Genomic DNA, 22,896 nt, shown 5'->3' on the forward strand with positions numbered 1-22,896 from the left:
CGGAATCGGGGCACCGGCGAAGGCCGCACTCGCCGAGGACACGGGCGCCGTCCCGGTCCCTGGTGCCGCCCGGACCTCGGCGGGAAACGCCGCCTGACAGGCACGGGCGCGGCCTGGCCGGGGGCAGGCTTCCGACATGTTCAGCATCTCGGCGTGCTCCACGGCCCAGATCCGCTCGCGTCCCTGTGCCGTGCCGAGAACCTGCTCGTGCGCGTCCGGGCCATACCAGCCCACAGGCGAGGCGCAGAGGACACCGCGCTCGGCAAGGAATCGATGACCGCGTCAGGATCCGGCTGGTCGGGAGCGGCCGGATGTATCGGGGATGCCGGGCACTTCGGGCATGGCTCTCTCCTCGCGGGGGTCGGCTGGAGGCACAGGTGACTGGGGAGCACGGGGAGTTGTGCATCCCGCGCGAGCGGAGGTGTTCCGTCGCGCAAGATCCGGACCATTCCCGGACCAAGTTGGCGGCAATCACCGACAGCACTCTCGTTTTGGCAGATCAACGCAGCCGCCACGCGTGTACCAGCAGCAGACGAAGAACCTCCTCGTGTCGTACTCGCCGAAGAAGCTGGGCTTCTTCTAGAGACACGCAAAAGGGCGTCCGGCTGGGAATTCCCAGCCGGACGCCCTTCTCTGTCATTGCTCAAGCAGCAGAGCGAAAGGACGGGGCGGGGCGAAGGTGCTGGGCGAGCCTTTCGACCGTGGTCGAAAGGTGTGACCGGAGTGCGGCGACCGCTCCAGACTCGGACGAACGGACTCAGCCGGTGAAACCGAGGGGGAGCACATGCGCAAGGAGAATCGGCCGGGCAGGGGCACGAAGGCCAGGAGGGTGGGCGCTCTGCTGGCGGCCACGGCGCTCACCGTGGGAGTCGCGGTGGCGACCGCGCCCTCCGCGGCTGCCGCCGGCCCGTGTTGGAACGACGGCTCCACCAAGTGGTGGTGCAACAACGTCTCCGGCGCACGGGTGTACGGCTGGGTCGGGAACAACCACATCTACCCGGACCCGAACACCGTCGTCGGTTACATGTACTCCAACCCGAGCTGGTTCTACTGCAAGGAGGACAACCAGGCATGGGTGGGCGGGCCGCACTCCACCCGCTGGGAGATGACGGTCGCGGACAATGGCCGGCTCGGCTTCATGAAGGACACGGCGATCTCCAGCGAGACGGACCCGCTCCCCGACTGCTGAAGGTGATCGGTGACGGCCGTGCGGCGCCACCAGCTGCTTTTCCATGGTCCACTTCTGCAACGCACACTGGAGCCACGTCACATGCGTACACGGAAGACCCTTGCTGTCCTGTTCAGTGCCACGGCACTGGCGCTGGGGCTCGGTACCACCACCGCGCCCAGCGCCTCGGCGGCATCCGGCTGCTGGTACAGCGGCAGCCACTGGTGGTGCAACAACCGCGCGGGTGCGCCGGTCTACGGCTACAAGGACCTCGCCCGCGACTACCCCGACTCCAGCCACGTCGTCGGGTACATGTACTCCAACCCCAGCTGGTTCAACTGCCGCTACGACGGCGGTCTGCCCAACGAGTACGTGGGTGGTCCACACCCCTACCGCTGGGAGTGGACCGAGGCCGACAACGGCCAGTGGGGCTGGATGAAGGACACGGCCATCAGCAGCGAGACCAACACGCTGCCGGCCTGCTGGTAGCCGGCCACCGACAACACACGGGGAGAGAGATGAAGTTCAGCAAGCGTGCCCTGACGGCCCTGACGGCGGCCGCGTTCTCCGCCGCCCTCACGGTGGCGGCGGCGCCGTCCTCGTCCGCGGCCTCCGGCTGCCGGTACTCCGGCGGCGAGTGGGGCTACATGAAGGACACGTCCATCTCCAGCGAGACGAACCCGCTGCCCGCGTGCTGACGACGGCCCAGGACCTCAGCAGACGGGGACGTCGGGCAGTCTGTCGTCCGGGTAGTCGATGTAGATGTTGGTGATGTAGCCGCCGTACAGGGGGAGATAGGCCCACCAGTCGTTCGTGTACTGCCCGACGGTGACCTCCTCGCCCTGCTTCTGGCAGCCGATCAGCGCGTCGACCCCGGCGGGCAGCCGGGTGAGAGCCTGCGAGCCGGTGGTCGTGTCGGCGCGCACCTGGACGTGGGAGCCCCAGGTGCCGTACCACGAGCCGGAGCGGGGGACGGCGCCGGGGATGTTCAGTGAACGCACCAGCGTGTCGAGGGCGCTGTACGCGGCGCCGAACGGGGTGCCCTGCGGGTGCAGGGTGAAGACGGCGACAATCGAACGGTCACCCGCGCCCGCGGTTCCCGTGGTGTGCAGTGCGGGCCGGGCCAGGTCGACCACCGCGCCGGGTGCGGTCGTGACCCGTCGGCCGGCGGCCGAGGTCGTCGTGTCGGCGCAGTCGCTGCTCTCCCCGAAGCCGGACCAGCCCTGCTTGACCGCCCACGGCTGCTGGAACGACGCCGGGATGCCGAACCGCTGGTCGAAACCGTCGACGCCGCACCGGGTGGAGGCGCGGAGGTCACCCATGACGATGTCCCGCAGCGCGGCGGGCGCGCTGTCCAGGATCCAGCGGTAGATCCGCACGGTGTCGGCCGCCGACAGGGCCGTGTAGCCCCAGTAGCCGGGGTAGTCCGCCGGCGGGCCTGCGGTGTCCGTCAGCCCCAGGCGGGGGATCATCCGGTCGATGACCGCCGAGCCGCCGTCCTGGGTCCAGTAGAAGTCCGCCGCGGAATCGTCGCTGGAGCGCAGCATGCTGTCGAGGCGGGCCCGGTCGTCCGACGGCAGGCCGTAGCCGGGGCCGCGGTCCCACAGGTGGTCCATGGCGATCAGAAGCTTCACCACCGAGGCGGAACGGAACTGCGTGTGGACGTTGGACTGCTCGGTGAACGTCCCTGTCCGGCGGTCGTACACGGCGATTCCGGCGGTGACGCCCGGCGGTACGTTCACCGAGGCCGTGCGCGGGGTGGTGGGTGAGGGTGTCTGGGCGCGGGTGGGTGCCGCCGTGGCGAACAGGGCGGCCATCAGGACCGACCAGGCCGCCACGAGGGCGAATCCGCCTCGCGGTCCGTGTGACGAGAAGGGTGACATGAACGACTCCCTGGCTCGGACGGGGCCGAAGCGGAACGCGTCGGGGCCGGCCACCGTCGGAGGGGCCGGCCACGACACGTGTGTCAGCAGTTGCGGACGGACCAGACGGGGTTCCAGTCCTGGTCGCCCACCTGCGGCGGGGAGAAGGCGCGCAGCACGTTCCCGTTGGCGTCGTAGAGGTAGGAAGTGACCGACCCGGTCTGCTTGTTGAGGTAGTAGCCGTTTCCGTACCAGTTGGACAGGTAGTAACGGTTGCAGTTGTAGAGGTAGAAGATCTTCCACTTGGACACGGTCGGATCCCACACCTCGAGGCAGAGGTTCCCCGGTCCACAGGTGAACGTCTGGTCGTCCGTGCGGTAGCTGACGGTGGTGGACGGAGAGATCGTCGGGGAGACGGCGGCCGCGGCCTGTACGTGGTCACTGGTACGAGGGCCGGAGGCGGTTGCCGCCTGCGCCGGACCGGTGGCGAGGACGGCCATCAGCATGCCGACCACCACGCCGATGATGCCGAGCAGCGAGCGCTTCGCGCGCATGGATGAGACCTCCGTCGAGACGGCAGCGGGACATCTGGGACAGCGGCACGGAACGTGCCCTGACGGCGACGATCGCCGATCGCGCGGGCCCGGCAGAAGCCTTTCGAACCTCCTCGAAAGGCAGCTGTCACCGTGGTGCGGCCCCGCACGATGGCCGTGCGCGACCCCGGCCCGGTCATCGGACCGGGGACAACCACGACGCGAGCATGCGCGAACACCGCCATGCCGGACGGGAGACGGCCGAACCGTGCCTACCAAGCGCTCACTTGTCGGACTGTGCGCCGCCCTCGCGATGGGGGCGGCCCTCCTCGCCACCGGAACCGCGCAGGCCACCCCGGCCTCGCACGACACCCTCCACGGTCACGTCATGACCATGCCCGCAGCGCCGAAGACGGCCCGCCCCGCGTCGCTCCTGGCCGCGGCCCCCTCCACTTCTCCGGCCGTCCGCACGGCCTACGCCGGTGCCGGCGGGGGCGTGTACTGCCAGAGCGGCTACTTCTGCGCCTCGGTCTGGGACCCGACGGCCGGCAAGTTCAAGATCTTCTTCTTCTACTCCTGCAACCGCTACACCCTCTCGAACTGGATCGACTGGGCCGAGGCCCAGAACAGCCAGACCGGAGGTGCCGTCGCCAGTCTCTACGGCTCCGGAGGCGGTCTGCTGCAGACCGTCCCGGCCGACAACGCGGTCTACGCCGTCAACTGGTCACCGGTGTACTCGATCCGCAACTGCTGATACGAACCGGCCCTCCCGGTGGGTCGCCACCAGTTCTCCGTCCGGCAGGACGGTGAGCTGGTAGCCGGCACTGGGCAGGGCGATGCCCACGGCCCGCGCCCCTTCGGACGTGGTGCGGGCACGGCCACGTGCCGCCTGGACCAGCACGGTGGCCTGCGCCGGCAGAAGTAGGAGGACAGAAGCAGCAGAGCGCGGACCCCGCCGTCCAGGAGGGAGCGGGTCCGCAGGTCGACCTCGTCCTGCACGGCCCTGTGCGAGGGCAGCGGGCAGGCCCCGTCCGAGACGGACGGGGTGAGGAAGTCGGGGATGTAGCCGACGGCGGGACGAGCATCCCCAGCACGCGCAGCGCACGGCGCGCCTCCAGGTCACCCACCGTCCGCTCGAGGACGCCGCGGCGCCACGCCCCGAACTCGAGCGGCGTGAAGTGGCGAGCGCACTTTGGTCGGCTGCGCCGTCGCTACCGGCGGACCCGACCGCTCACGCCGACGACTGAGAACGGGCATTGTCCTGTTCCGCAACCGCCGTGGCTGAAAATGTGTCTCTCAACGCAATGGTCCAGCCGCTTCGGGAGTTGGCCAGGTACGGCGGCACGCTGTCTGGGGGGATGACGTGAGCACATGGGTGGTGCCCGGATACACCGAGTCTCTCGAGCTCGGATCGGGTGCGAGCGGTCGCGTCGTGCTGGCCGTGCACGCGGACACCGGCGTACGGGTCGCGGTGAAGTACCTCAGCGAGTCCCTGCGCACGCGGCCCGGTTTCGTGCACGATTTCCGGGCGGAGGCGCGCCTGCTCGGCGGACTGCAGAGCCTGTACGTGACCGGCCTGTACGAGTACGTGGAGAGCCCGCAGGGCGCCGCCATCGTCATGGAATTGGTGGACGGTGTCTCGTTGCGGACGCTGCTGACCCGTCAGGGGCGACTCGATCCCGAGGCCGCGCTCGTCCTTCTCAAGGGATCGCTGCTCGGTCTCGCCGACGCGCACCGCGTCGGCGTCGTCCACCGCGACTACAAGCCGGAGAACGTCCTGGTCGAGACGGACGGATCGTCCAAGCTCGTCGACTTCGGTATCGCGGTGGACGCCGGCACCAGCGCGGGTGTGGCCGGAACCCCGTCCTACATGGCTCCCGAGCAGTGGACCGGCGCCCCCGCCTCGTGCGCCGCGGACGTGTACGCGGCCACGGCCACCTTCTTCGAGTGCCTGACGGGGCACAAGCCGTACTCGGGCGACAACATCGCCGAACTGGCCCTGCAGCACGTCGATGCCCCCGTCCCTGTGGAGGAGGTCCCCGCGGCGGTGCGCGAACTGGTCCGTCGCGGTCTGGCCAAGGAACCGGACCAACGCCCTGCACAGGCCGAGGCGTTCGTGACGGAACTGGAAGCGATCGCCGGCGCCGCATACGGGGCCGACTGGGAGGAACGCGGCCGCGCCCGGCTCGCCGCCCTGGTGGCCCTCCTGGCGCTGTTGCTGCCCTCGGCTCGCTCCCCCCGATCCACCACGGACACCGCACGTACGGTCCTGAGCCAGGGACCACGCCACGACTGGGCCCGGTCATGGCGACCCGGCCGACCCGGCATGCTCGTCTCGGCTGCCGTCGTACTCCTGGGCCTCCTGCTCACCTACGGAATGCAGCACGCTTCGGCAGGCGCCGCCGAGCGGACCGCCGATGCCCTGGCCACCACCACGGCCCGGGCCGGCACCGAAGCGGCGCCGCCCACCATCTCGCCCACGCCGCCCACCCCGTCAGGTGACCTGTCGCCGACACCCGGTGTCTCCCCCTCGGGCCCGTCGACCACCCCGACCGGTCAACCTTCCGCCTCCGCCACCGGCTCACCCACGCAGCCGACGACGCCCGGCGAGGCGACCACGTCCACGCCGGCGACACCCACGACGGCCTCTTCCACCCCGCCTGTCGCTCCCGCCGTCAAGAACGTCGCGGTATCGGCCTTCAGCCAGACGGGCCCCACGACCTCCACCGCGACCGTCACCGTCACCACGGACGGCAGCGGGCCGATCTCCGTCACCGTCTCGTGGTTCACGAACACGGCGAGCGGAGGGGCCGGCTCGCCCGACGGTGCGTCCCAGACCTTCGAGCGCAGCGGATCCACCCAGTACACGATCACCGTCGACCACACCTTCCAGAACGACGGCTGCTACTGGACGGTCCAGGCCACGACCACTCCGGCACCGGCCTCCGGCGGCGCCTCGCAGCAGATCCTGACCAGGCAGTGTGAGATCCGATGACTGCTCAGAGCGACGACACGCCCACGCCGGCGGTGAAGGCCGAAGAGCCCACGCGGGCGCTCGCACCCGCCGACGCGCACAGCACCACACTCCATCTCGGGCCCACCGAAGGCCACGTCCCCGACGCCCGGACCTCCAACCCCGACAGCGAGTACAGCGCCACCGTGCTGGCCAGCCACTGGATCCAGCGCCCCGAAACGGACGACACCCTCGTCGAACCGGTCCCGGCGAGCGTTTCCCCGACCCGGCCCGACCGCGTCGAGGGCAGCGTGCTGCGTTTCGGGCCCGGAGTGACGGCCGCCGTCGCGCACCGCACCGTCCAGACGCTTCCCGCCACGTCGTCGGCTCCCGCGCCCTCCGGTCGGAGGCTGCGCAAGAACGCTCTGCCGACGCTGCTGGTGGTAGCCCTCCTCGTCCTCCTGGCCTGGCAGCGCTTCGGGCAGTCCATGGCGGTCACCCAGGTTGCCGTCACGGCGAGACCGACGGTTCTGGGATGCGACGGCACCGCGGACATCATCGGTCTGGTCACCACCAACGGCCGTCCCGGCACCCTCTCCTACCGATGGGTCCGAAGCGACGGCACCGCGTCCGACGTCCTGCACGAGGTGATGGTCCGGGGCGAGCGACACGCACGCCTGCACCTTCGATGGACCTACCAGGGACCGGGCCACCGTGCAGCGCGTGCGGAACTGCACATCCTGTCTCCCGGCCACCGGACGACCGCCACCCACTTCTCGTACGACTGCCCCTGACGGCCGACCGGGATCGTCGACGGACTCCGCCCTGACGGAGCAGACAACTCACGATTCAAACCTTGACGTGCGCCGCCATCACAGGGCAGCGAGTCTGTTGAGCAGCCGGCCGAGCTCCGCGGGCCCCTGGATGTGGGCCAAGTGGCCCTGCCCCGGAAGTTCGTGGACTCGGGCGGGCGCGACGTGCTGTCGTACGGCGTCGAAGGACGTTCCGTACGGAGCCGTTCCGCGATTGAACTGGCCGATGATCAGGTCGACTTGGGCTGCCTGTCGCGCGAGCGCAGCGGGCGGCGGGGCCGTGTTGAGCGCGTCGAGTTCGGCGTAGAGCGGTCCGCTCAGGCGGCGCAGGGTCGCCCAACCGTCACGATCGGTCCGGAGCTCCTCGACGTGTGCGGCGGAGAAGCCGGAGATCTGCCGGTTGACGATCTCGACGCAGCGGTCCCAGTCCGCCTGCTTCTCCGCGCTCTTCAGGTCAGGCAGCGCCTCGCGTCCGAACGGCCGCATCACCGGCTCGTAGGCGATCACCTGGGGAATCGGACGATCGTTGGCAGCGAGCAAGGCGATCAGGCCGCCGTAGCTCCAGCCGAAGAGCGCCCTCGTGCCGGTGAACTCGTCGAGGACCACGCCGAGGTCCTCGACCTCTGTCTGCAGTGAGTACGACGTGGTCAACGGCCCCGAGGCGGCGCGGCCCCGGCGGTTCACGACCACCACCGAGGGCCAGGCGTCGACGGTGCCCGCGACGCGGCGCCACGCGTGCGCGTCGCTCATCACGCCCGGGACGACGACAAGGCCCGGGGCGTCCGGCTCGCCGTACCCATCGACCGTGATCCAACTGCTCCCGCCGACCGACAGCTTCTTCTGAATCGTTCGCTCCATAAATCAATTAAATCAATTATGGAGCGAACGATCTACAATGCGAGCGTGACCGAACGCAGCCGTGGACGACCACGGGCCTTCGACCGCGACCGCGCGGTTCTGGACGCCGCCCGCCTCTTCTGGCGGCGCGGCTACTCCGGTACCTCGACCCGCGCCCTGACCGCGGCCCTCGGGCTCTCCACCTCCAGCCTCTACGCCGCGTTCGGCAGCAAGGCCGGACTGTTCGAGGAAGCGGTGCGGACCTATGCCGAGCGCTATCGCGAGATCTACCAGCAGGCCGTCGCCGAGAAGGACGTCCGGACCGTCTTCGAACGCGTCCTCGTCGACTCGGTCCACGAGTTCACCCAGCCCGGTGACACACATCCCGGGTGTCTGATCAGCAGCTCCGTCATGACCGACAGCACGAGCACCCTCGACACCAGCGCCTACGTCGCCGAACTGCACAGCTCGAACGAGCGGGCCCTCCTTGTACGCATCGAACAAGCGGTCCGGGACGAGCAGCTGGCCGTCGGCACCGACGCGGCGGCCTTGACCGGGCTCGTCCAATCCCTCTGGCACGGATTGTCCGTCCGGTCCAACGGCGACACGTCTCGCGAGGATCTGCTCGCGACGGCGCGACTCGCCCATCAGTTGATCTGCCGGCAACTGGCGCCGGCGGCGGGGTTCTCCGGCCGCCTCTGAGCCTGTTCCGGCATCGCCGCAGGTGACAGTGGTAACGGTGCTCATTGCAGTCTTTGGAGAAACCCTCCGCGGCGCGGTTGACTTGCCCTCCGCCGACGCAATACCGCGACCCTGGGAGCTCCCGTGTCCGACCATCACGACCACGAGCACGGCGGCCACGACCACGACAGCGGCGGCGGTCACTCCGGCCACTCCCACGGGGTGTCCGCGGACGCCGACCGGCGCTGGCTGACGATCGCCCTGGTGCTGATCAGCGTGTTCATGCTGGCCGAGGTCGTGGTCGGGGTCGCGGCCAACTCGCTGGCGCTGATCTCGGACGCCGCGCACATGCTCACCGACGTCGCCTCCATCGTGCTGGCGCTGATCGCGATGCGACTGGCGGCCCGCCCCGCGAAGGGGCACTTCACCTACGGCCTCAAGCGCGTGGAGATCCTGTCCGCGCAGGCCAACGGCCTGACCCTGCTGCTGCTTTCGATCTGGCTGGCCTACGAGGCGGTACGTCGGCTCGTCTCACCGCCGGAGGTCACCGGCGGCCTGGTCCTCGTCACCGCCCTGATCGGAGTGGTGGTCAACCTGGTGGCCACCTGGTGCATCTCCAGGGCCAACCGCACCTCGCTGAACGTCGAGGGCACCTACCAGCACATCCTCACCGACCTGTTCGGCTTCATCGCCACCGCCGTCGCCGGAGCCGTCGTCCTCACCACAGGCTTCGCCCGCGCGGACGCGATCGCCTCCCTGCTCGTGGTCGTCCTGATGCTCAAGGCCGGCTACGGCCTGGTCCGCGACTCCGGACGAATCTTCCTCGAGGCCGCGCCCGCCGGGATCGACCCGGACGTCCTCGGGGACCGCCTGGCCGCACAGGACACCGTGGTCGAGGTGCACGACCTGCACGTCTGGACGATCACCTCCGGCCAGAGCGCCCTGTCCGCCCACGTCCTGGTCGAGCCGGGCGGCGACTGCCACGCCGTGCGCCGCGGCCTGCAGAAGATGCTCCTGGACGAGTACCGCATCGGCCACGCCACGCTGCAGGTCGACCACCTGGGCGAGGACACGCCCGACCTTCTCCAGATCACCAGCGCCACCGCCGACGACCGGGACGCGCACTGCGACGACGCCCACGGCCCCGTCCACCGCCCCGGCCCCCACGACCACTGAGCCACCGACGGCCCACCCGCCAGTACAGGATTTCCTGAATTCAGGATTTCCTGTACCGTCATCGTGTGCTGACTCTCGCCTCCGAGGTCGAGGTCCTGGCCCGTTTCGGCCGTGCCCTCGCCGACCCGATCCGCTGCCGTCTGCTGCTCGCCCTGCGCGAGGCCCCGGCCCACCCCTCCGATCTGGCCGAGGAGTTGGGCATCTCGCGGACCCGGCTCTCCAACCACCTGGCGTGTCTGCGCGACTGCGGTCTCGTCGTCGCCGTGCCGGTCGGCCGCCGTACCCGCTACGAGCTCGCCGATCCCCGCCTCGGCCACGCACTGCAGGACCTGCGCACGGCGGTGCTGGCGGTGGAGAGCGACCGCACCTGCCCGGACGCCGACGCGAAGGGCTGCTGCTGATGAGCGCCGGGACACCCCTGGCCCCGCCGGGCCCGTCCCCGGTCCGCCGCGACGAACTCGCCCGCCGCATACGGCTGTTGGTGGGCGCGACCATCGCCTACAACGTCGTCGAGGCCGTCGTGGCCCTGACCGCCGGGACCGCCGCCTCGTCCAGCGCGCTCATCGGCTTCGGCCTCGACTCGGTGGTGGAGGTGTCCTCGGCGGCGGCGGTCGCCTGGCAGTTCTCCGCGGCCGACCACGCGGTGCGCGAGGCCAGGGAGGCGCGGGCACTGCGGATCATCGCCCTCTCGTTCTTCGCCCTGGCGGTCTACGTCGCTGTGGAGTCGGTGCGTGCCTTTGCCGGGGTCGGCGAGGCGGACCGTTCGTACGTCGGTATCGTCCTGGCCGCGGTGTCGCTCGCAGTGATGCCGTTCCTGTCCGCCGCCCAGCGCCGGGCCGGGCGCGAACTGGGTTCGGCCTCGGCGGTCGCCGACTCCAAGCAGACCCTGTTGTGCACCTACCTGTCGGCGGTGCTGCTGGCCGGCCTGATCGCCAACGCCGTCCTCGGCTGGTCCTGGGCCGACCCGGCCGCCGCCCTGGTGATCGCGGCCGTAGCGGTCAAAGAAGGCCGCGACGCCTGGCAGGGCAAGGGGTGCTGCGCTCCAACCACCGCCGCCGTACTGCCCGTTGAGGCCTCGGCGGACCCGTGCGGCTGCCGGCCGGGCTGCGCGTGCTGTGCGTGACCGGGACCCGGCGGCGGACCACGGCCCGACGCGGTCGAGGGCTCGTACGGATCAAAATGGCATCCTGGCCCGCATGGCCGAACCGATCGACGCTCCGCTCGCCGATGCCCAACTGACCGCCTTCGTCCAGGCTGTTCGGGAGGACCCCGGGCCCCCCGCCCGGGCCGTGGGCGCGGTGGAGCTGCGTCGCGCGCAGCGACTCCGTGCCGAAGTCCGGCCTCCGGGGCCCGAGATGGCGCACGTCGAGGATCTGACGGTCGGGTCGGCCGGCGTGGGGGCCCGCCTCTACCGGCCTTCGACGGGAGACGGGCCGCTCGTGGTGTTCCTTCACGGCGGAATGTGGACGATCGGCGATCTGGAGTCGCACGACCGGGCATGCCGACGACTGGCGCACGGGTCCCGGACGGCTGTGCTGAGCGTCGACTTCCGGCGGGCTCCGGAGCACCCGTGGCCGGCCGCCGTGGACGACAGCGTGGATGCGATCCGTTGGGCGGCGGCCGGCAGGGTTGCCGGGACTGCGGGCCCGATCGTCGTCATGGGCGACAGTTCCGGCGGGAACCTCGCCGCGCTCGCCTGTCTGCGTCTGCGCGACGAGGGCGGACCGCCGCCTGCCGCCCAGGTCCTGCTGTACCCCAACACCGATCTGACGCTCTCGTGTCCCAGCACGCGGTCGAAGGCCACGGACTGGGGCCTGACGACCGACGACGTCGCGTGGGGTGCCGAGCAGTGGGTCCCCGACCCGTCGCGGCGCGCCGATCCCGAGGTCAGCCCGCTGCACGCCGTCGACCTCGGCGGGCTGCCGCCCGCCGTTGTCGTCACCGCCGAGCACGATCCACTGCGGGACGAGGGCGACGCCTATGCCGCTCGGCTGGCCGCCGCGGACGTTCCCGTCAGACACCGGTGCGAGGCCGGGATGGTCCACGGATTCCTCACCCTCGACACCCTTTCACCGGCCGCCGCGGCAGCGGGAGAGCGGGTCTTCGCCGACGTCACCGACATGCTCGGCCGTCACGTCCGCTGACGCCTCGTCGAGCAGTGGCCGCCTATCCGCGATCCGCACCGACTTCGGTGGTGTCACTCGTGTCGTCCCGGGTTTCGGGTTTTGTGTAGAGGACCTCGCGGACCTGTTCCGCCGCGCGGAGGATGCTCTCGCTGATGAAGTCGCTGAAGCGGGCGATGTTCTCCAGGCGGGCGGCGGCCGGGCTCTCGCGGCCCAGGACACCGACACCCTGCCGTGCGATGTCGGCGACCTGGGCGATGCCACGTGCGCTGGCGATCGTCGACCGGTACCAGACGCCGTCGTCGACGTAGTAGCGCTCGCGCCGGCGTTCGTCCCGTGACCGGCTGACGAGGCCCTGCTCCTCGAGGAACGCGATCGCCTTGGAGACGGAGGCCGCGCTGACCCCCAGACGCCGGACGAGTTCGGACGCCGTGAGGCTTCCGGCGTCGGCGATGAAGAGGCAGGTCAGCACCCGGGCCGTCATCCTGGGCAGGCCCTGTTGCATCAGGAGGGTGGTGAACGCCTCCTCGTACTCGCGCACCGCCTCGTCGTCGCGCCCCCGCACCGGCACCCCTTGCCCCGGGGGCGGGGTGTGCTTGCGCCGGTGGGCGCGGCGCTCGGTGGCGCGGTGGGCCAGGTCGGCGCGGTAGGTGGTGGGGCCGCCGTTGCGCATCACCTCACGGGTGATCGTCGAGGTCGGGCGGTCGAGGCGGCGGGCGATCTCGGCGTACGGGAGGCTGTCGGCCAGTCCCAGCGCGATCTGCTGACGTTCCTGCTGGGTGAGCCTGCCTCCCGGCATCGCGGTCTCCTCGGTGGTTCTTCGTGGCGGTCCCTGGTCGCCTCACCATAGCGTTCAGCCTTCATCCATTGCAATGAATGAGCCGCCCCCCGTTGCATTATCCCCAAGCCCGTTGCAACGATATATAGGCTTTGAACTGCGACGATAAAGATCTTGCGCAACAAGTTCGTTGTCGAATCACGAAAGGCAACGTAGCGTTTCCGGTGTCAGAAAACGACGAACCGACACCCGGAGAACACCATGCAGAAGTTCGACACCTCCACCCCGATCTCCGTCGTCCTGGACATCCCGGCCGGACGCGTCCAGTTCATCGCCGCCGACCGGGCCGACGCCACCGTCGAGGTCCTGCCCGCCGACCCGGCCAAGAGCCGCGACGCCAAGACCGCCGAGCGGACGGAGGTCGCCTACGCCGACGGGGTCCTGCGCATCACGACCCAGGCCCCGGACAGCCGGCTCTTCGGCCCCTCCGGATCCCTGGAGGTCACGGTCCAGCTGCCCGCCGGCTCCCGTGTCGAGGCCACGGCCGCCGGTGCCGAGCTCCGTGGCGTCGGACGTCTCGGTGACGTCGTCTTCGAGGGCGCGTACCGCCGGATCAGGATCGACGAGGCCGCGAGCGTCCGGCTCACCGCGGTCGACGGCGATGTCGAGGTCGGCCGGCTGGGCGGTCCCGCCGAGATCAGCACCGCGCGGGGTGACATCCGGATCGCCGAGGCCGTGCGCGGCACGGTCGTGCTCCGCACCCAGTCCGGTGACATCTCGGTCGGCGCCGCCACCGGCGTCTCGGCCGCCCTGGAGGCCGACACCGGCTACGGCCGTGTCAGCAACTCCCTCAAGAACGACGGCACCACCGCACTCGACATCCGCGCCACCACCTCTCGCGGCGACATCACCGCCCGCAGCCTCTGAACGAACAGCAGCAGGAAACCGCCGTACCAGAAGCTCCCACGCGACCAGGAGGAACAGAACATGACGAAGAACAGCACTTCCTCGGCCGGTTCGAAGTGGACCGGCATGGTGCCGGTCGACGACACGGCCCTGGCCGTCACCGACACCGACGGTCCCGGAATCCCGGTGGTCTATCTCAACGGCCAGTTCGCCACCCAGGGGTACTGGGGGCGGGTCATCGCCGAACTGGGCGCGGAATGGCGGCACATCACCTACGACGAGCGGGCCCGCGGCAGGAAGTCGAAGCGGTCCGCGGACTACTCCTTCGAGGCCGCCGTCCGTGATGTCGACGCCGTCCTCGCGGCCCGCGGGGTGGAACGGGCGCTGGTGGTGGGCTGGTCCTACGGGGCGTTCGTCGGGGCGCACTGGGTCGCGCGCAATCCGGAGCGTGCGCTGGGCGCGGTCCTGGTCGAGGGCGCGCAGCCGCACGACTGGCTAGACGAGGCCATGGAGCAGCGGATCCGGAAGACCTTCCGGCGGCTGAACCTCTTCATGCCGCTGCTGCGCCCCACGGGCCTGACCCCGCGGATGAACGCCGAGCAGATGGCGGACAGCAACATCGAGCTCGGCAGGATCGCCCGCGCGCGGGAGTTGGGCCCCGTCCTGGACAGCATCACCGTCCCCGCGCGGTACGTCGTCGCTTCGGGGGCGTCCCTCGGAAGCAAGGGCGACGAGCAGGAGTTGATCCGCGCCAGCCTGGACGGAGTGGTCGCCCGCAACGCGAACATCGGGATCAGCGCGAAGGTCGCCAGCAATCACGACGCCATCCTCAAGAAGGACGCCCCGGCCGTCGCCGACGCCGTGCGCGAGGTGGCCGGCCTCGACCGCGACCGGCGCTGAAACGCACGGTCTCCACACCGGTCCCGACCCGCCGCTACACCTCGATGTGCCAGCCCATGATGACCGTACGGTCGCGGGGCAGTCCGAAGTGTTCGGCGGCGTCGGCCGTGATGTGGGAGGTGGCGATGAACAGCCGTTTGCGCCAGGGCGCCATCGTCGGTGCCGGGCCGCGCCGGAGCTCGATCGTCGACAGGAAGTACGACGCCTCGTCGAGCAGCAGCGGGCCCTCCGTGTCGGCCGGGTCGAGCAGCGCCAGTGTGCCGGGGACGTCCGGGGTCTCCATGTAGCCGAAGCGGGCGGTGACGTGGACGATGCCGTCGTCGGCGTAGCCGAGGCCGTCGACGACGATCCGGCGGTCGGCCGGGACGCGGGGCACGGGCTCGGTCTCGATGGAGAGGATCACGACCTGTTCGTGCCGCACATGGTTGCGTTCCACGTTGGCCCGCATGGCGAGCGGTGCCGTCTGCTTGCCCCGGTTGAGGAACACCGCCGTGCCGGGGACCTGGAGCACCGGCCGTTCCCCGCTGCGGAGTTGGTCGACGAACTCGCGCAAGGAGCCCTCGTGTTCGGCGCGTTCCGCGGTGACGACCTCACGGCCGCGCTGCCAGGTCGTCATGACGGTGAACGCGGTGACGCCGATCAGCAGCGGCAGCCACGCGCCGTGCACGAGCTTGGTCAGGTTGGCCGCCACGAACAGCAGGTCGACGGAGAGCAGCAGGGTCGCGCCGGTGGCGATCAGCCACACCGGAGTGCCCCATTTCGCGCGGGCGACGTAGAAGAACAGCAGGGTGGTGATGGTGATGGTGCCGGTGACCGCCATGCCGAACGCGAAGGCCAGCGCCGCGGAGCTGCGGAACGCGAAGACCAGGGTGAGGACCGAGACCATCAGCAGCCAGTTGATCCAGGGGACGTAGATCTGCCCGATGGTGGACTCGGAGGTGTGCGCGATCCGCAGCCTCGGCAGATAGCCGAGCTGGGCCGCCTGCGAGGCGACCGAGTAGGCGCCGGTGATCACCGCCTGGGAGGCGATCACAGTGGCCGCCGTGGCGAGCAGGACCATCGGCCACCGTCCCCAGTGGGGCACGAGGAGGAAGAACGGGCTGCTGATGTTGGCGGAGTCGTCGAGGATCAGGGCGCCCTGGCCGAAGTAGCTGAGGATGCAGGCGGGGAAGACGAGGAACAGCCAGCCGCGCGTGATGGCCCGGCGGCCGAAGTGCCCCATGTCCGCGTAGAGCGCCTCCGCGCCGGTGACCGCGAGCACGACCGCGGCGAGCGCGAAGAAGGCGGTGCCGAAGTGGCCGAAGAGGAAGCCCAGCGCGTAACTCGGCCACAGCGCGCGGAGGATGGCCGGGTGATCGACGATGCCGACGACGCCGCACGCGCCGATGGCCGTGAACCAGAGGATCATGATCGGCCCGAACACCCGCCCCACCGCGGCGGTTCCGCGCCGCTGCACCAGGAACAGCACCACGATGATCACCGCGGTGATCGGCACGACCGCGTCGTCCAGCGACGGTTCGACGACCTTGAGCCCCTCGACCGCCGACAGCACCGAGATCGCCGGCGTGATCATGCTGTCGCCGAAGAACAGCGAAGCGCCGAAGATGCCGAGTCCGGCCAGGATTACGGTAGTTCGCCCGCCGTGCTGCGAACCCCACCGTCGCAGCAGGGTGATCAGCGCCATGATGCCGCCCTCGCCCTCGTTGTCGGCGCGCATCGCCAGCAGCACATAGGTCACCGTGACGATGACGGTCACCGACCAGAACACCAGCGACACCACCCCGTACACGTTCTGGGTGCTGACCGGGACCGGGTGCGGGTCGCTCGGGCTGAACACGGTCTGGAGGGTGTAGATCGGGCTGGTCCCGATGTCCCCGAAGACGACGCCGAGCGCGCCGATCACGACCGCGAGCCGCACCGTGTCCCGCGCGCTCCCGTGCCGGGTCTCCGACGGCCCCGCCGCGGACGCCTCGCCCGCCTCGACCCCCTGCCGGCCATCGGCCATGGTGATCCTCCTCCTCGCGGACCGCGGTGCGGCCGGGGCCAGTGCGTCGGAGCGGACACTACCGAGGCACCGGCGCAATCACCCGTAGGTGTGGCCTGCTCCGCCTTGCATCGTGTCGGCGCCCGAGGTCGCATCAACGCTGACCGGCAGAGCGGGTGGGGTCTGCCCGGCCTTGGCCGTCGGGGTCGGGGCGGGGGTGTCTTTCGATCCCCTTCTGGGGACGCGCGGGTGGCTCTACGCTCAAGGGCACGGAGCAGAGGGCGAAGCCCCTCGTACGGACTGCCGGGGGACTACGTGACGGTGCCGACGCTGATCTTGCTGGGGGCGGCGGGTGGCGTGCTGCGCGGACTGCTCGATGTCTACACCCGGTTTCTCGACTGGCAGTCGGACCGCCGTGCCCACCGGCGATTATCGCCGGGGCAGGAGAGTGAGCCACCACGGTTCCAGCAGTACTTCGACCCGGTCGGCGATCCGGTCGCCGCGGTGGTCCACAGCGGCATGGGGGCCGGCGCCGCAGTGTTGTTCGGTACGACGGGACAGATCAGCGGAGCGTACGCGGCCATCGTCGTCGGGATCTCCGCACCGGTCATCCTGACGCAGCTCAGCCGCGTCCAGTCGGTGAGCGACGCGCTCACCGCGGGCCCTCCCCCAGGCATTGCCTCCGACGGCGCGACGACGGAACTCGTACCACGCCGCGATCCGGTCGCTCCCGAGCTCTCGACGACGTCCACAACGCCCGGTTCCCCTGTGGTCGCGCAGCCCCAACTCCAGGTGCCGACACGGGCGTCCGCGCACACCGGCGAGTTCCCGTCGCCGATCCGTGCCGAGACACGAGGAGACGGCCTCCAGGCGCAGTCGAACGGCCGGCCGGCGGATACCGTGAACGAACCGGCGGCCGGGCTTACCGGCCCCGATGTGCCGCCGCTGCCTCACACCCGGTCTCTCGGAGAGGAGGGGACGACGTGACGGTTCGCCCCTCCTGGCCGACGCGGGTGGTCGCCAGTGTGCTGGGTGTCAGCCGCCCGGGACGCATCCCGCCGACGGTGGAACAGCAGCGCAGCCTCCCGCTCCGCCGCCGCCTGCTCGCCTCGGTTCTCGGCATCCGCGTACGCCCTGGCCGTCCGCAGGCCCCCACCGCACCGACCGCGGCCCCGACGCCCAGCGGCGCCGTCACCCAGGTCCGGGAAACTCCCGTACCCGACAACCCTCTTGACGACACCCCCGCGCCCGTCCACAACGCGCCCAGGACCGACCGGCCCGCACCGCGGCCGACTCCTGCCACAGGCGCCATGAACAGCGTTCCGAACTACCTCCTCAACGAGGACCGCCAGGAGTACGAGCGGATCCTCGACGAGGCGCTGCGCTCACAACGTCCGGAACTGGCCGCTGTCGGTAAGCGGCTCAACCCCGAACAGCTGCGGACCATGGCGCTGAACGCCACCGCACTCATCACGGCGGCCGCGGCGACCGAGTACCAGCACTACGTGCAGGTCCGCGAGGAACTGCGTCGGCCGGCGTCGTCCACCCTCTCCCCCGTCGGCGCCACCGGCTCCATGGCACCCGATACGGAGGCGACGAGGCTCGCCACCCCCCAGGGCGAGGCGGCCGAGGGTGCGGGCGGCATCGTCGTCGCCGCCGTCCTCGCCCCCGTCCTCGCCGGCGCGGCCGCGGCGATATTCCTGCTCGTGGGCTACATCCTCAAAATGCTCACCCCCGAGCCCGCCTTCGCGCAGACCATGCTCACCGTCGGATGGGCGCTGGGCGCCACAACCGCCGCGGCACTCCTCGTCGCCGCCGTCGCCCTGCTGCACACCGCCCTGCACAACAAGCCCTCGCCGGGCGGCGACCCCCACAGCCGGTCGAGCGGCGAGGTGGCCCGGGCCAGAGAGGCCTGGCACGACGCACTCCTGGAACGCGGCATCCTGCCGTTCCTCCGGGATGCGGTCACGGTTTCGGGCACGGCGTCCTTGCGTAGTACGACACCATCGGCGCCGACCAGTGGCAGGCCGCACCTCGGCTATGCCCGCCCGGGCTTCTCCAGCCCCGACGACGGCCCCGAACCGGGCCACCGCCCGAGCTTCACCAGCCCGGACTACACCAACCCGGACTTCGGGGGGCCCGAACACCAGCCGGAGTAGCCAGGCCGCACACACGTCCCGGCAAGGGTTCACCCCTCGTCGGCGGTGGTCCCCGTCGGCAAGCGATCCGCCGGCCGTGTTCTGCGTGAACCCCGGCAGCTACGTCCAGTACCTGCCCAGCAGGAGAGACCTGACCATGTTCTGGTCGCCCGGACCCAACGGCAGCTCGCCATCGACTGCACGGCCCGGCCGGGTTTCGCCCACCGCCCGGTGCAGGTGGCCGAGGCGACCGGCACCGCCGAGGCCCAGAAACGCCTGCTCGGCACTGACCGGCTGCGCCGGCTCCAGCTCAGGGTCCAACTCGGCGACGGCGAGCAGGAAGCAGCCCCCCCCTCGGAACTTCTCGTCACTTCCCCAACACAAGCCTCTCCGGCCCCCGTCCCGCCGCCGGAGGCAACCGCCGTCCCCTCAGCCCCGGCGTCACCGACCCCAGGACGCTCGGATGCCGGGCGCCGGTGGTCTTCGGGGCCGTGCCCGGCAGACCGTGGGCTGTCAGGAAGCCGAGGACGGCGAAGGCGTAGGCCTCTTTCGCGGCGGAGGGGAGTCCGAGTTCGTCCGAGGTGCGCAGTGGCACGCCCGGCAGCTCGGCGGCGAGGAGGGTCATGAGGGTCGGGTTGCGGGTGCCGCCGCCCGAGGCGATGACCTCCGTCGCGGCCACCGACCGGACGGCGTCCGCGACCGTGCGGGCCGTGAGCAGGGTGAGGGTCGCGATGACGTCCTCGGCGGGGAGGGTGCCGAGACCGGCGAGCGCGTCCTGGAGATAGCCGAGGTGGAAGCGTTCCTTGCCGGTCGTCTTCGGGGCGGGCAGCGCGTAGTACGGCTCGTTCAACAGCCTTTCCAGCAGCGGCTGTTGGACGGTTCCGCGCGCGGCGAGGGCGCCCTCCGCGTCGTAGGCGAGACGCCCGCCGCTGAACCCGCGTGCCGCCGCGTCGATCAGCGCGCATGCCGGGCCCGTGTCGAACGCCGTCCCGTCGGGTGCGGTGAGGTTGCCGATCCCGCCGAGGTTGAGTGCGACCGGTGTGCCCGGGCGGCCTCGCAGCCACAGCAGGTCGACCAGGCTGACCAGCGGTGCGCCCTGGCCCCCGGCGGCGATGTCGCGCGGCCGGAAGTCGGCGACGACCGGCAGCCCGGTCGCCTCCGCGATCCAGGCGGGCTGCCCCAGTTGCAGGGTGCCGTGCGCCGTGCCGCCCTCCACCCAGTGGTAGACGGTCTGTCCGTGCGATGCCACCAACTCGGCCCGCCCGTCGCACAGTTCGGCGTTCGCCCGGACGGCCGCCGCGGCGAAGGCCTGCCCGATCCGGGTGTCCAGCCGGCACACCTCGGCCAGCGTGGTGGCCGCCGGCGGCAGCGCCGCCGCGAGCGCCGCCCGCAGCTCCTCGTCGTACGGCGTGCTCACCATCCCGAGCGGTTCCAGTACGAGACTGTCACCGACGAGGCTCAGCCCGGCCGCCGCCGCGTCGATCGCGTCGTACGACGTCCCGGACATCAGCCCGATCACCCGCATCCGACCAACTCCCCTTTCCTGCATGTCTCTTGACGAGCGCCAGAGCACTCACGGCGCAGGCCGCCGCCGCGTAGTACGCGGGGATGTCCGTGTTCCCGGTCCGCGCGACGCTCTCCGTGATGATGAGTCCGGCGCAGCCCGAGAAGACGGCATTGGACAGGGCGTAGGCGAGTCCCAGACCCCTGTAGCGCACGCTCGTCGGGAACATCTCGGAGAGCATCGCCGGGCCCGGCCCCGCCATCAGCCCCACCACGGCACCCGCCCCGAACACCGACGCGCCCTTCACGGCGTTCGAAGTCCCGCCGTCCTGAAGGAGGTTGAGCAGGGGCACCGACAGGATCACCACCAGCGCGGCTCCCGTCAGCATGACCGGCCGCCGCCCGACCCGGTCGCTCAGCCACCCCGCCGGGAGGATGGTGACCGCGAACCCCACATTGGCCAGGACGGTCGCCAGGAGCGCCTGGCGAAAACTCGCGTCGAGCGTGCTCTGCAGATACGACGGCAGCACGACGAGGAAGGTGTACCCGGCCGCCGCCCATCCCATCAGCCGCCCTGCCCCCAGCACGACCGCCGCACGCACCTCACGCGCCGGCGGCACCTCCCGTGCCGGCTCGCTCCGGAACGACGGTGTCTCGTCCAGCCGCAGCCGGAGCCACAGCGCGCCGAGCCCCATCGGAAGCGTCAGCAGGAACGGCAACCGCCAGCCCCAGTCGCCCAGTTGGGCGGAATCCAGGACGGTGGCGAGCAGCGCCGCGACTCCCGCCCCGCCCAACAGCCCGAGCGCCACGGTGAAGGACTGCCACGCCCCGTACAGCCCCCGCCGTCCCGGCGGCGCGAACTCCGTCAGCACCGACACCGCGCCCCCGAACTCCCCACCCGCGGACAGCCCCTGAACAACCCTCAGAAACGTGAGCAGCCACGGCGCGAGGGCGCCGGCCGTGGCGTACGTCGGCAGCGCGCCGATCAGCGTCGTCGCGCCGGTCATCAGCGCGATCACCAGAATCAGCACCGGCCGCCGCCCCACCCGGTCGCCGAGCCGGCCGAACAGGGCGGCACCGACCGGCCGGAAGAAGAACGCCAGCGCGAACGAGGCGTACGTCCGCGCCAGTCCCTCGGCGGTGCCGACGCCCTCCGGGGTGAAGAACCGCGCCGCGATGACCGTCGCGAAGTAGCCGTAGACACCGAACTCGTACCACTCGATGAAATTGCCCACCGACCCCGCGACCAGAGCCCGTGCCGCGGACCTGTCCGAGACGGGCCGGAGCCGAACGCCAACCACCTTCATTTCAGCACCTCTTGAGCGTTCGAGATGTCGGCACACCTTGCCGGCGAGCCCCGCGCGTCGCTCTGCCGGACCTGCCGTCACCTGTATCGGCAACCGTGCGCGGCTCCCTGAAGCGACGACTTGGCCGGAAGATCGGTGTACAGCCTCCTCGTCGCCCGTCCAACCGATCAGGTGCACGAGCGGCACCGGGTCTCCCGACTGCCAGTACGGCGGTACGGCGGCCGGCGCGTCCAGGTGACGGGGATCAGACAGGTGCGTCCGGGAGTGGTGCGGATGTCCCCGGTGAGCGGGAAGACCGCTCCACGATCCACCGGGCGTCGCCGTCGCCGGTCAGGAAGGCGCGCAGTCGGTCGGTGACGCCGACCGACGTGGAGCCGGTCACCACGATCACGTCCGCGTCGTACGGTGTGCTGCGCACGGCTTCGGCCAGCGCCCCGGCGGGGCGGTCGGTCAGGTGGTACTGGTCGGTGACCTCGCCGCCGAGCGTGTGCACCAGGGACGGCAGCAGTGGGCCGAGGGCGTCGCGGACCCGGCCGGGGGCCGGGCGGCCGGTGTGGGTGAGTTCGTCGCCGGTGACCAGGACGCGGACGCGAGGGCGTGGTCGTACGGCAAGGGTGTCGTGGCCGCAGGCGGCGGCCAGGCCGAGCAGCACGGGGCGGATCCGGGTGCCGGCCGGGGCCAGTACCGCGCCCGCCGGGGCGTCCTCGCCGGCGCGGGGATGTGCCGTCCCTCGGCCGGAGCCGGGCCGGAGAGTGTCGAGGCGGCGGTGCGTTCGGAGTTCTCCAGCGGCAGCACGGCCCACGCACCTGACGGCACGACCGCACCGGTGGAGATCTCGACCACCTCCCCCGGTCCCAGCGCCCCGCCCGTCCACATGGCGGCCGCGCGCACCGCGCACCGCGCCCCGCGGCCGTCAGGCACCGGGCCCGCCACCGACCGCGTAGCCGTCCATGGCCGCCGTGTCGAAACCGGGCAACGGCAGGCGCGTGCGCAACGCGTCGGCCGGCGTCGCCCGGCCGACCCGGCCGACCCAGCCGACCCGGCGAGCGGAACTTGGCCCGCGGGCAAGGGTGTTGCTGCTCACGTGTCATGCCGTCCAGTCTGCCGGGCCTGTGACCTGCGCGGCAGCCGCGTGGGGTGCCCTGTCACAGCAGGGAACGCCAGTGCCCGGCACGACGCGGCCTGCCATCCGGAGCAGCGGGCGGGAAGGCTGCATCACGGCGGTCCGGCGAACG

The 22,896-nt window shown here is 71.0% G+C and carries 24 protein-coding genes and 1 pseudogene; 15 read left to right on the forward strand and 10 right to left on the reverse strand.

Annotated features, from left to right (window positions below; translation table 11 throughout):
- The first annotated feature begins 784 nt into the window (after window positions 1-784).
- The 3 genes from SSP08S_RS20965 to SSP08S_RS20975 all read left to right on the forward strand — a co-directional run bounded on the left by SSP08S_RS20965 (window position 785) and on the right by SSP08S_RS20975 (window position 1,866).
- Window positions 785-1,189, forward strand: coding sequence for a hypothetical protein (locus SSP08S_RS20965; protein ID WP_051105950.1), 405 nt, complete (start codon window positions 785-787; stop codon window positions 1,187-1,189).
- A gap of 81 nt (window positions 1,190-1,270) precedes the next feature.
- The gene (locus tag SSP08S_RS20970; RefSeq protein ID WP_019069590.1) at window positions 1,271-1,657 is read left to right on the forward strand and encodes a hypothetical protein; all 387 of its coding nucleotides are present in this window, start codon (window positions 1,271-1,273) and stop codon (window positions 1,655-1,657) included.
- A gap of 29 nt (window positions 1,658-1,686) precedes the next feature.
- A complete protein-coding gene (locus SSP08S_RS20975) occupies window positions 1,687-1,866 on the forward strand; it encodes a hypothetical protein (RefSeq protein ID WP_019069591.1) in 180 nt (59 codons plus the stop codon).
- Between the two features lie 15 nt (window positions 1,867-1,881).
- Here the strand turns inward: SSP08S_RS20975 and SSP08S_RS20980 are convergent, their stop codons facing one another.
- Both SSP08S_RS20980 and SSP08S_RS20985 read right to left on the reverse strand, forming a co-directional pair.
- On the reverse strand, window positions 1,882-3,051 hold the full coding sequence (locus tag SSP08S_RS20980) for a hypothetical protein (RefSeq protein WP_019069592.1): 1,170 nt from the start codon (window positions 3,049-3,051) through the stop codon (window positions 1,882-1,884).
- 83 nt (window positions 3,052-3,134) lie between these two features.
- Window positions 3,135-3,584: a hypothetical protein gene (locus SSP08S_RS20985; protein ID WP_019069593.1), complete on the reverse strand. Its 450-nt coding sequence runs from the start codon at window positions 3,582-3,584 to the stop codon at window positions 3,135-3,137.
- A gap of 247 nt (window positions 3,585-3,831) precedes the next feature.
- Between SSP08S_RS20985 and SSP08S_RS20990 the strand changes: the two genes are divergently transcribed.
- From SSP08S_RS20990 to SSP08S_RS21000, 3 genes are all read left to right on the forward strand, one after another.
- The gene (locus SSP08S_RS20990; protein WP_158697186.1) at window positions 3,832-4,317 is read left to right on the forward strand and encodes a hypothetical protein; all 486 of its coding nucleotides are present in this window, start codon (window positions 3,832-3,834) and stop codon (window positions 4,315-4,317) included.
- A 609-nt stretch (window positions 4,318-4,926) separates the two neighbouring features.
- Window positions 4,927-6,558, forward strand: a complete 1,632-nt coding sequence (locus SSP08S_RS20995; RefSeq protein WP_026178692.1) for a serine/threonine-protein kinase — start codon at window positions 4,927-4,929, stop codon at window positions 6,556-6,558.
- Entirely contained in the window at window positions 6,555-7,310 is a 756-nt protein-coding gene (locus tag SSP08S_RS21000; RefSeq protein WP_019069596.1) for a hypothetical protein, read from the forward strand. The genes SSP08S_RS20995 and SSP08S_RS21000 overlap by 4 nt, the downstream gene beginning before the upstream one ends.
- A gap of 78 nt (window positions 7,311-7,388) precedes the next feature.
- On the opposite strand, the gene SSP08S_RS21005 is transcribed toward SSP08S_RS21000, so the two are convergent.
- Window positions 7,389-8,186 carry an alpha/beta fold hydrolase gene (locus SSP08S_RS21005; protein ID WP_019069597.1) on the reverse strand — a complete coding sequence of 266 codons (798 nt, stop codon included), beginning with the start codon at window positions 8,184-8,186 and terminating at the stop codon, window positions 7,389-7,391.
- A gap of 45 nt (window positions 8,187-8,231) precedes the next feature.
- Between SSP08S_RS21005 and SSP08S_RS21010 the strand changes: the two genes are divergently transcribed.
- From SSP08S_RS21010 to SSP08S_RS21030, 5 genes are all read left to right on the forward strand, one after another.
- Window positions 8,232-8,867, forward strand: a complete 636-nt coding sequence (locus tag SSP08S_RS21010; RefSeq protein WP_019069598.1) for a TetR/AcrR family transcriptional regulator — start codon at window positions 8,232-8,234, stop codon at window positions 8,865-8,867.
- Window positions 8,868-8,990: 123 nt separating this feature from the next.
- Window positions 8,991-10,022, forward strand: coding sequence for a cation diffusion facilitator family transporter (locus SSP08S_RS21015; RefSeq protein WP_019069599.1), 1,032 nt, complete (start codon window positions 8,991-8,993; stop codon window positions 10,020-10,022).
- A gap of 65 nt (window positions 10,023-10,087) precedes the next feature.
- Window positions 10,088-10,423: an ArsR/SmtB family transcription factor gene (locus tag SSP08S_RS21020; RefSeq protein WP_019069600.1), complete on the forward strand. Its 336-nt coding sequence runs from the start codon at window positions 10,088-10,090 to the stop codon at window positions 10,421-10,423.
- The gene (locus SSP08S_RS21025) at window positions 10,423-11,145 is read left to right on the forward strand and encodes a cation efflux transmembrane domain-containing protein (protein ID WP_019069601.1); all 723 of its coding nucleotides are present in this window, start codon (window positions 10,423-10,425) and stop codon (window positions 11,143-11,145) included. Before SSP08S_RS21020 ends, SSP08S_RS21025 begins: the two co-directional genes overlap by 1 nt.
- A gap of 73 nt (window positions 11,146-11,218) precedes the next feature.
- The gene (locus SSP08S_RS21030; RefSeq protein WP_019069602.1) at window positions 11,219-12,166 is read left to right on the forward strand and encodes an alpha/beta hydrolase; all 948 of its coding nucleotides are present in this window, start codon (window positions 11,219-11,221) and stop codon (window positions 12,164-12,166) included.
- A gap of 22 nt (window positions 12,167-12,188) precedes the next feature.
- Here the strand turns inward: SSP08S_RS21030 and SSP08S_RS21035 are convergent, their stop codons facing one another.
- Complete coding sequence (locus SSP08S_RS21035; protein WP_019069603.1) at window positions 12,189-12,944, reverse strand: GbsR/MarR family transcriptional regulator; 756 nt, start codon at window positions 12,942-12,944, stop codon at window positions 12,189-12,191.
- A gap of 240 nt (window positions 12,945-13,184) precedes the next feature.
- Here SSP08S_RS21035 and SSP08S_RS21040 point away from each other — a divergent pair, with 240 nt between their 5' ends.
- Together SSP08S_RS21040 and SSP08S_RS21045 are read left to right on the forward strand one after the other, a co-directional pair.
- A complete protein-coding gene (locus SSP08S_RS21040; RefSeq protein ID WP_019069604.1) occupies window positions 13,185-13,850 on the forward strand; it encodes a DUF4097 family beta strand repeat-containing protein in 666 nt (221 codons plus the stop codon).
- Between the two features lie 60 nt (window positions 13,851-13,910).
- The gene (locus SSP08S_RS21045; protein WP_019069605.1) at window positions 13,911-14,729 is read left to right on the forward strand and encodes an alpha/beta fold hydrolase; all 819 of its coding nucleotides are present in this window, start codon (window positions 13,911-13,913) and stop codon (window positions 14,727-14,729) included.
- A gap of 34 nt (window positions 14,730-14,763) precedes the next feature.
- On the opposite strand, the gene SSP08S_RS21050 is transcribed toward SSP08S_RS21045, so the two are convergent.
- Complete coding sequence (locus SSP08S_RS21050; RefSeq protein ID WP_019069606.1) at window positions 14,764-16,734, reverse strand: potassium transporter Kup; 1,971 nt, start codon at window positions 16,732-16,734, stop codon at window positions 14,764-14,766.
- A gap of 300 nt (window positions 16,735-17,034) precedes the next feature.
- Here SSP08S_RS21050 and SSP08S_RS59440 point away from each other — a divergent pair, with 300 nt between their 5' ends.
- Window positions 17,035-17,700, forward strand: a complete 666-nt coding sequence (locus SSP08S_RS59440; RefSeq protein WP_174479401.1) for a hypothetical protein — start codon at window positions 17,035-17,037, stop codon at window positions 17,698-17,700.
- 323 nt (window positions 17,701-18,023) lie between these two features.
- The gene (locus SSP08S_RS21060; protein ID WP_026178693.1) at window positions 18,024-18,872 is read left to right on the forward strand and encodes a hypothetical protein; all 849 of its coding nucleotides are present in this window, start codon (window positions 18,024-18,026) and stop codon (window positions 18,870-18,872) included.
- Between the two features lie 346 nt (window positions 18,873-19,218).
- On the opposite strand, the gene SSP08S_RS21070 is transcribed toward SSP08S_RS21060, so the two are convergent.
- The 5 genes and pseudogenes from SSP08S_RS21070 to SSP08S_RS61775 form a co-directional block, all read right to left on the reverse strand.
- Window positions 19,219-20,376 (reverse strand): anhydro-N-acetylmuramic acid kinase, encoded by a 1,158-nt coding sequence (locus tag SSP08S_RS21070; protein WP_019069610.1) that lies wholly within the window; start codon window positions 20,374-20,376, stop codon window positions 19,219-19,221.
- On the reverse strand, window positions 20,297-21,661 hold the full coding sequence (locus SSP08S_RS21075; protein WP_019069611.1) for an MFS transporter: 1,365 nt from the start codon (window positions 21,659-21,661) through the stop codon (window positions 20,297-20,299). Before SSP08S_RS21075 ends, SSP08S_RS21070 begins: the two co-directional genes overlap by 80 nt.
- A gap of 244 nt (window positions 21,662-21,905) precedes the next feature.
- Window positions 21,906-22,463, reverse strand: a complete 558-nt coding sequence (locus tag SSP08S_RS59445; RefSeq protein WP_158697187.1) for a molybdopterin-binding protein — start codon at window positions 22,461-22,463, stop codon at window positions 21,906-21,908.
- Window positions 22,439-22,537: pseudogene (locus SSP08S_RS64530) on the reverse strand (hypothetical protein); the annotation flags it as partial. The gene SSP08S_RS59445 and the pseudogene SSP08S_RS64530, both read right to left, overlap by 25 nt.
- A 37-nt stretch (window positions 22,538-22,574) precedes the next feature.
- A complete protein-coding gene (locus tag SSP08S_RS61775) occupies window positions 22,575-22,745 on the reverse strand; it encodes a hypothetical protein (protein WP_158697188.1) in 171 nt (56 codons plus the stop codon).
- Window positions 22,746-22,896 lie beyond the last annotated feature (151 nt).

This window comes from Streptomyces hokutonensis (genome assembly GCF_000376565.1).
GTDB lineage: Bacteria > Actinomycetota > Actinomycetes > Streptomycetales > Streptomycetaceae > Streptomyces > Streptomyces hokutonensis.

Bases quoted from the DNA above. Each gene is read 5' to 3' on its own strand.
- SSP08S_RS20975 (WP_019069591.1), top strand. From the start codon at position 1,687: ATGAAGTTCAGCAAGCGTGCCCTGACGGCCCTGACGGCGGCCGCGTTC.
- SSP08S_RS21005 (WP_019069597.1), bottom strand. From the start codon at position 8,186: ATGGAGCGAACGATTCAGAAGAAGCTGTCGGTCGGCGGGAGCAGTTGG.
- SSP08S_RS21035 (WP_019069603.1), bottom strand. From the start codon at position 12,944: ATGCCGGGAGGCAGGCTCACCCAGCAGGAACGTCAGCAGATCGCGCTG.
- SSP08S_RS21040 (WP_019069604.1), top strand. From the start codon at position 13,185: ATGCAGAAGTTCGACACCTCCACCCCGATCTCCGTCGTCCTGGACATC.
- SSP08S_RS20985 (WP_019069593.1), bottom strand. From the start codon at position 3,584: ATGCGCGCGAAGCGCTCGCTGCTCGGCATCATCGGCGTGGTGGTCGGC.
- SSP08S_RS21045 (WP_019069605.1), top strand. From the start codon at position 13,911: ATGACGAAGAACAGCACTTCCTCGGCCGGTTCGAAGTGGACCGGCATG.
- SSP08S_RS21075 (WP_019069611.1), bottom strand. From the start codon at position 21,661: ATGAAGGTGGTTGGCGTTCGGCTCCGGCCCGTCTCGGACAGGTCCGCG.
- SSP08S_RS21070 (WP_019069610.1), bottom strand. From the start codon at position 20,376: ATGCGGGTGATCGGGCTGATGTCCGGGACGTCGTACGACGCGATCGAC.
- SSP08S_RS20980 (WP_019069592.1), bottom strand. From the start codon at position 3,051: ATGTCACCCTTCTCGTCACACGGACCGCGAGGCGGATTCGCCCTCGTG.
- SSP08S_RS21030 (WP_019069602.1), top strand. From the start codon at position 11,219: ATGGCCGAACCGATCGACGCTCCGCTCGCCGATGCCCAACTGACCGCC.
- SSP08S_RS21050 (WP_019069606.1), bottom strand. From the start codon at position 16,734: ATGGCCGATGGCCGGCAGGGGGTCGAGGCGGGCGAGGCGTCCGCGGCG.
- SSP08S_RS21060 (WP_026178693.1), top strand. From the start codon at position 18,024: ATGAACAGCGTTCCGAACTACCTCCTCAACGAGGACCGCCAGGAGTAC.
- SSP08S_RS20965 (WP_051105950.1), top strand. From the start codon at position 785: ATGCGCAAGGAGAATCGGCCGGGCAGGGGCACGAAGGCCAGGAGGGTG.
- SSP08S_RS21000 (WP_019069596.1), top strand. From the start codon at position 6,555: ATGACTGCTCAGAGCGACGACACGCCCACGCCGGCGGTGAAGGCCGAA.
- SSP08S_RS20970 (WP_019069590.1), top strand. From the start codon at position 1,271: ATGCGTACACGGAAGACCCTTGCTGTCCTGTTCAGTGCCACGGCACTG.
- SSP08S_RS21025 (WP_019069601.1), top strand. From the start codon at position 10,423: ATGAGCGCCGGGACACCCCTGGCCCCGCCGGGCCCGTCCCCGGTCCGC.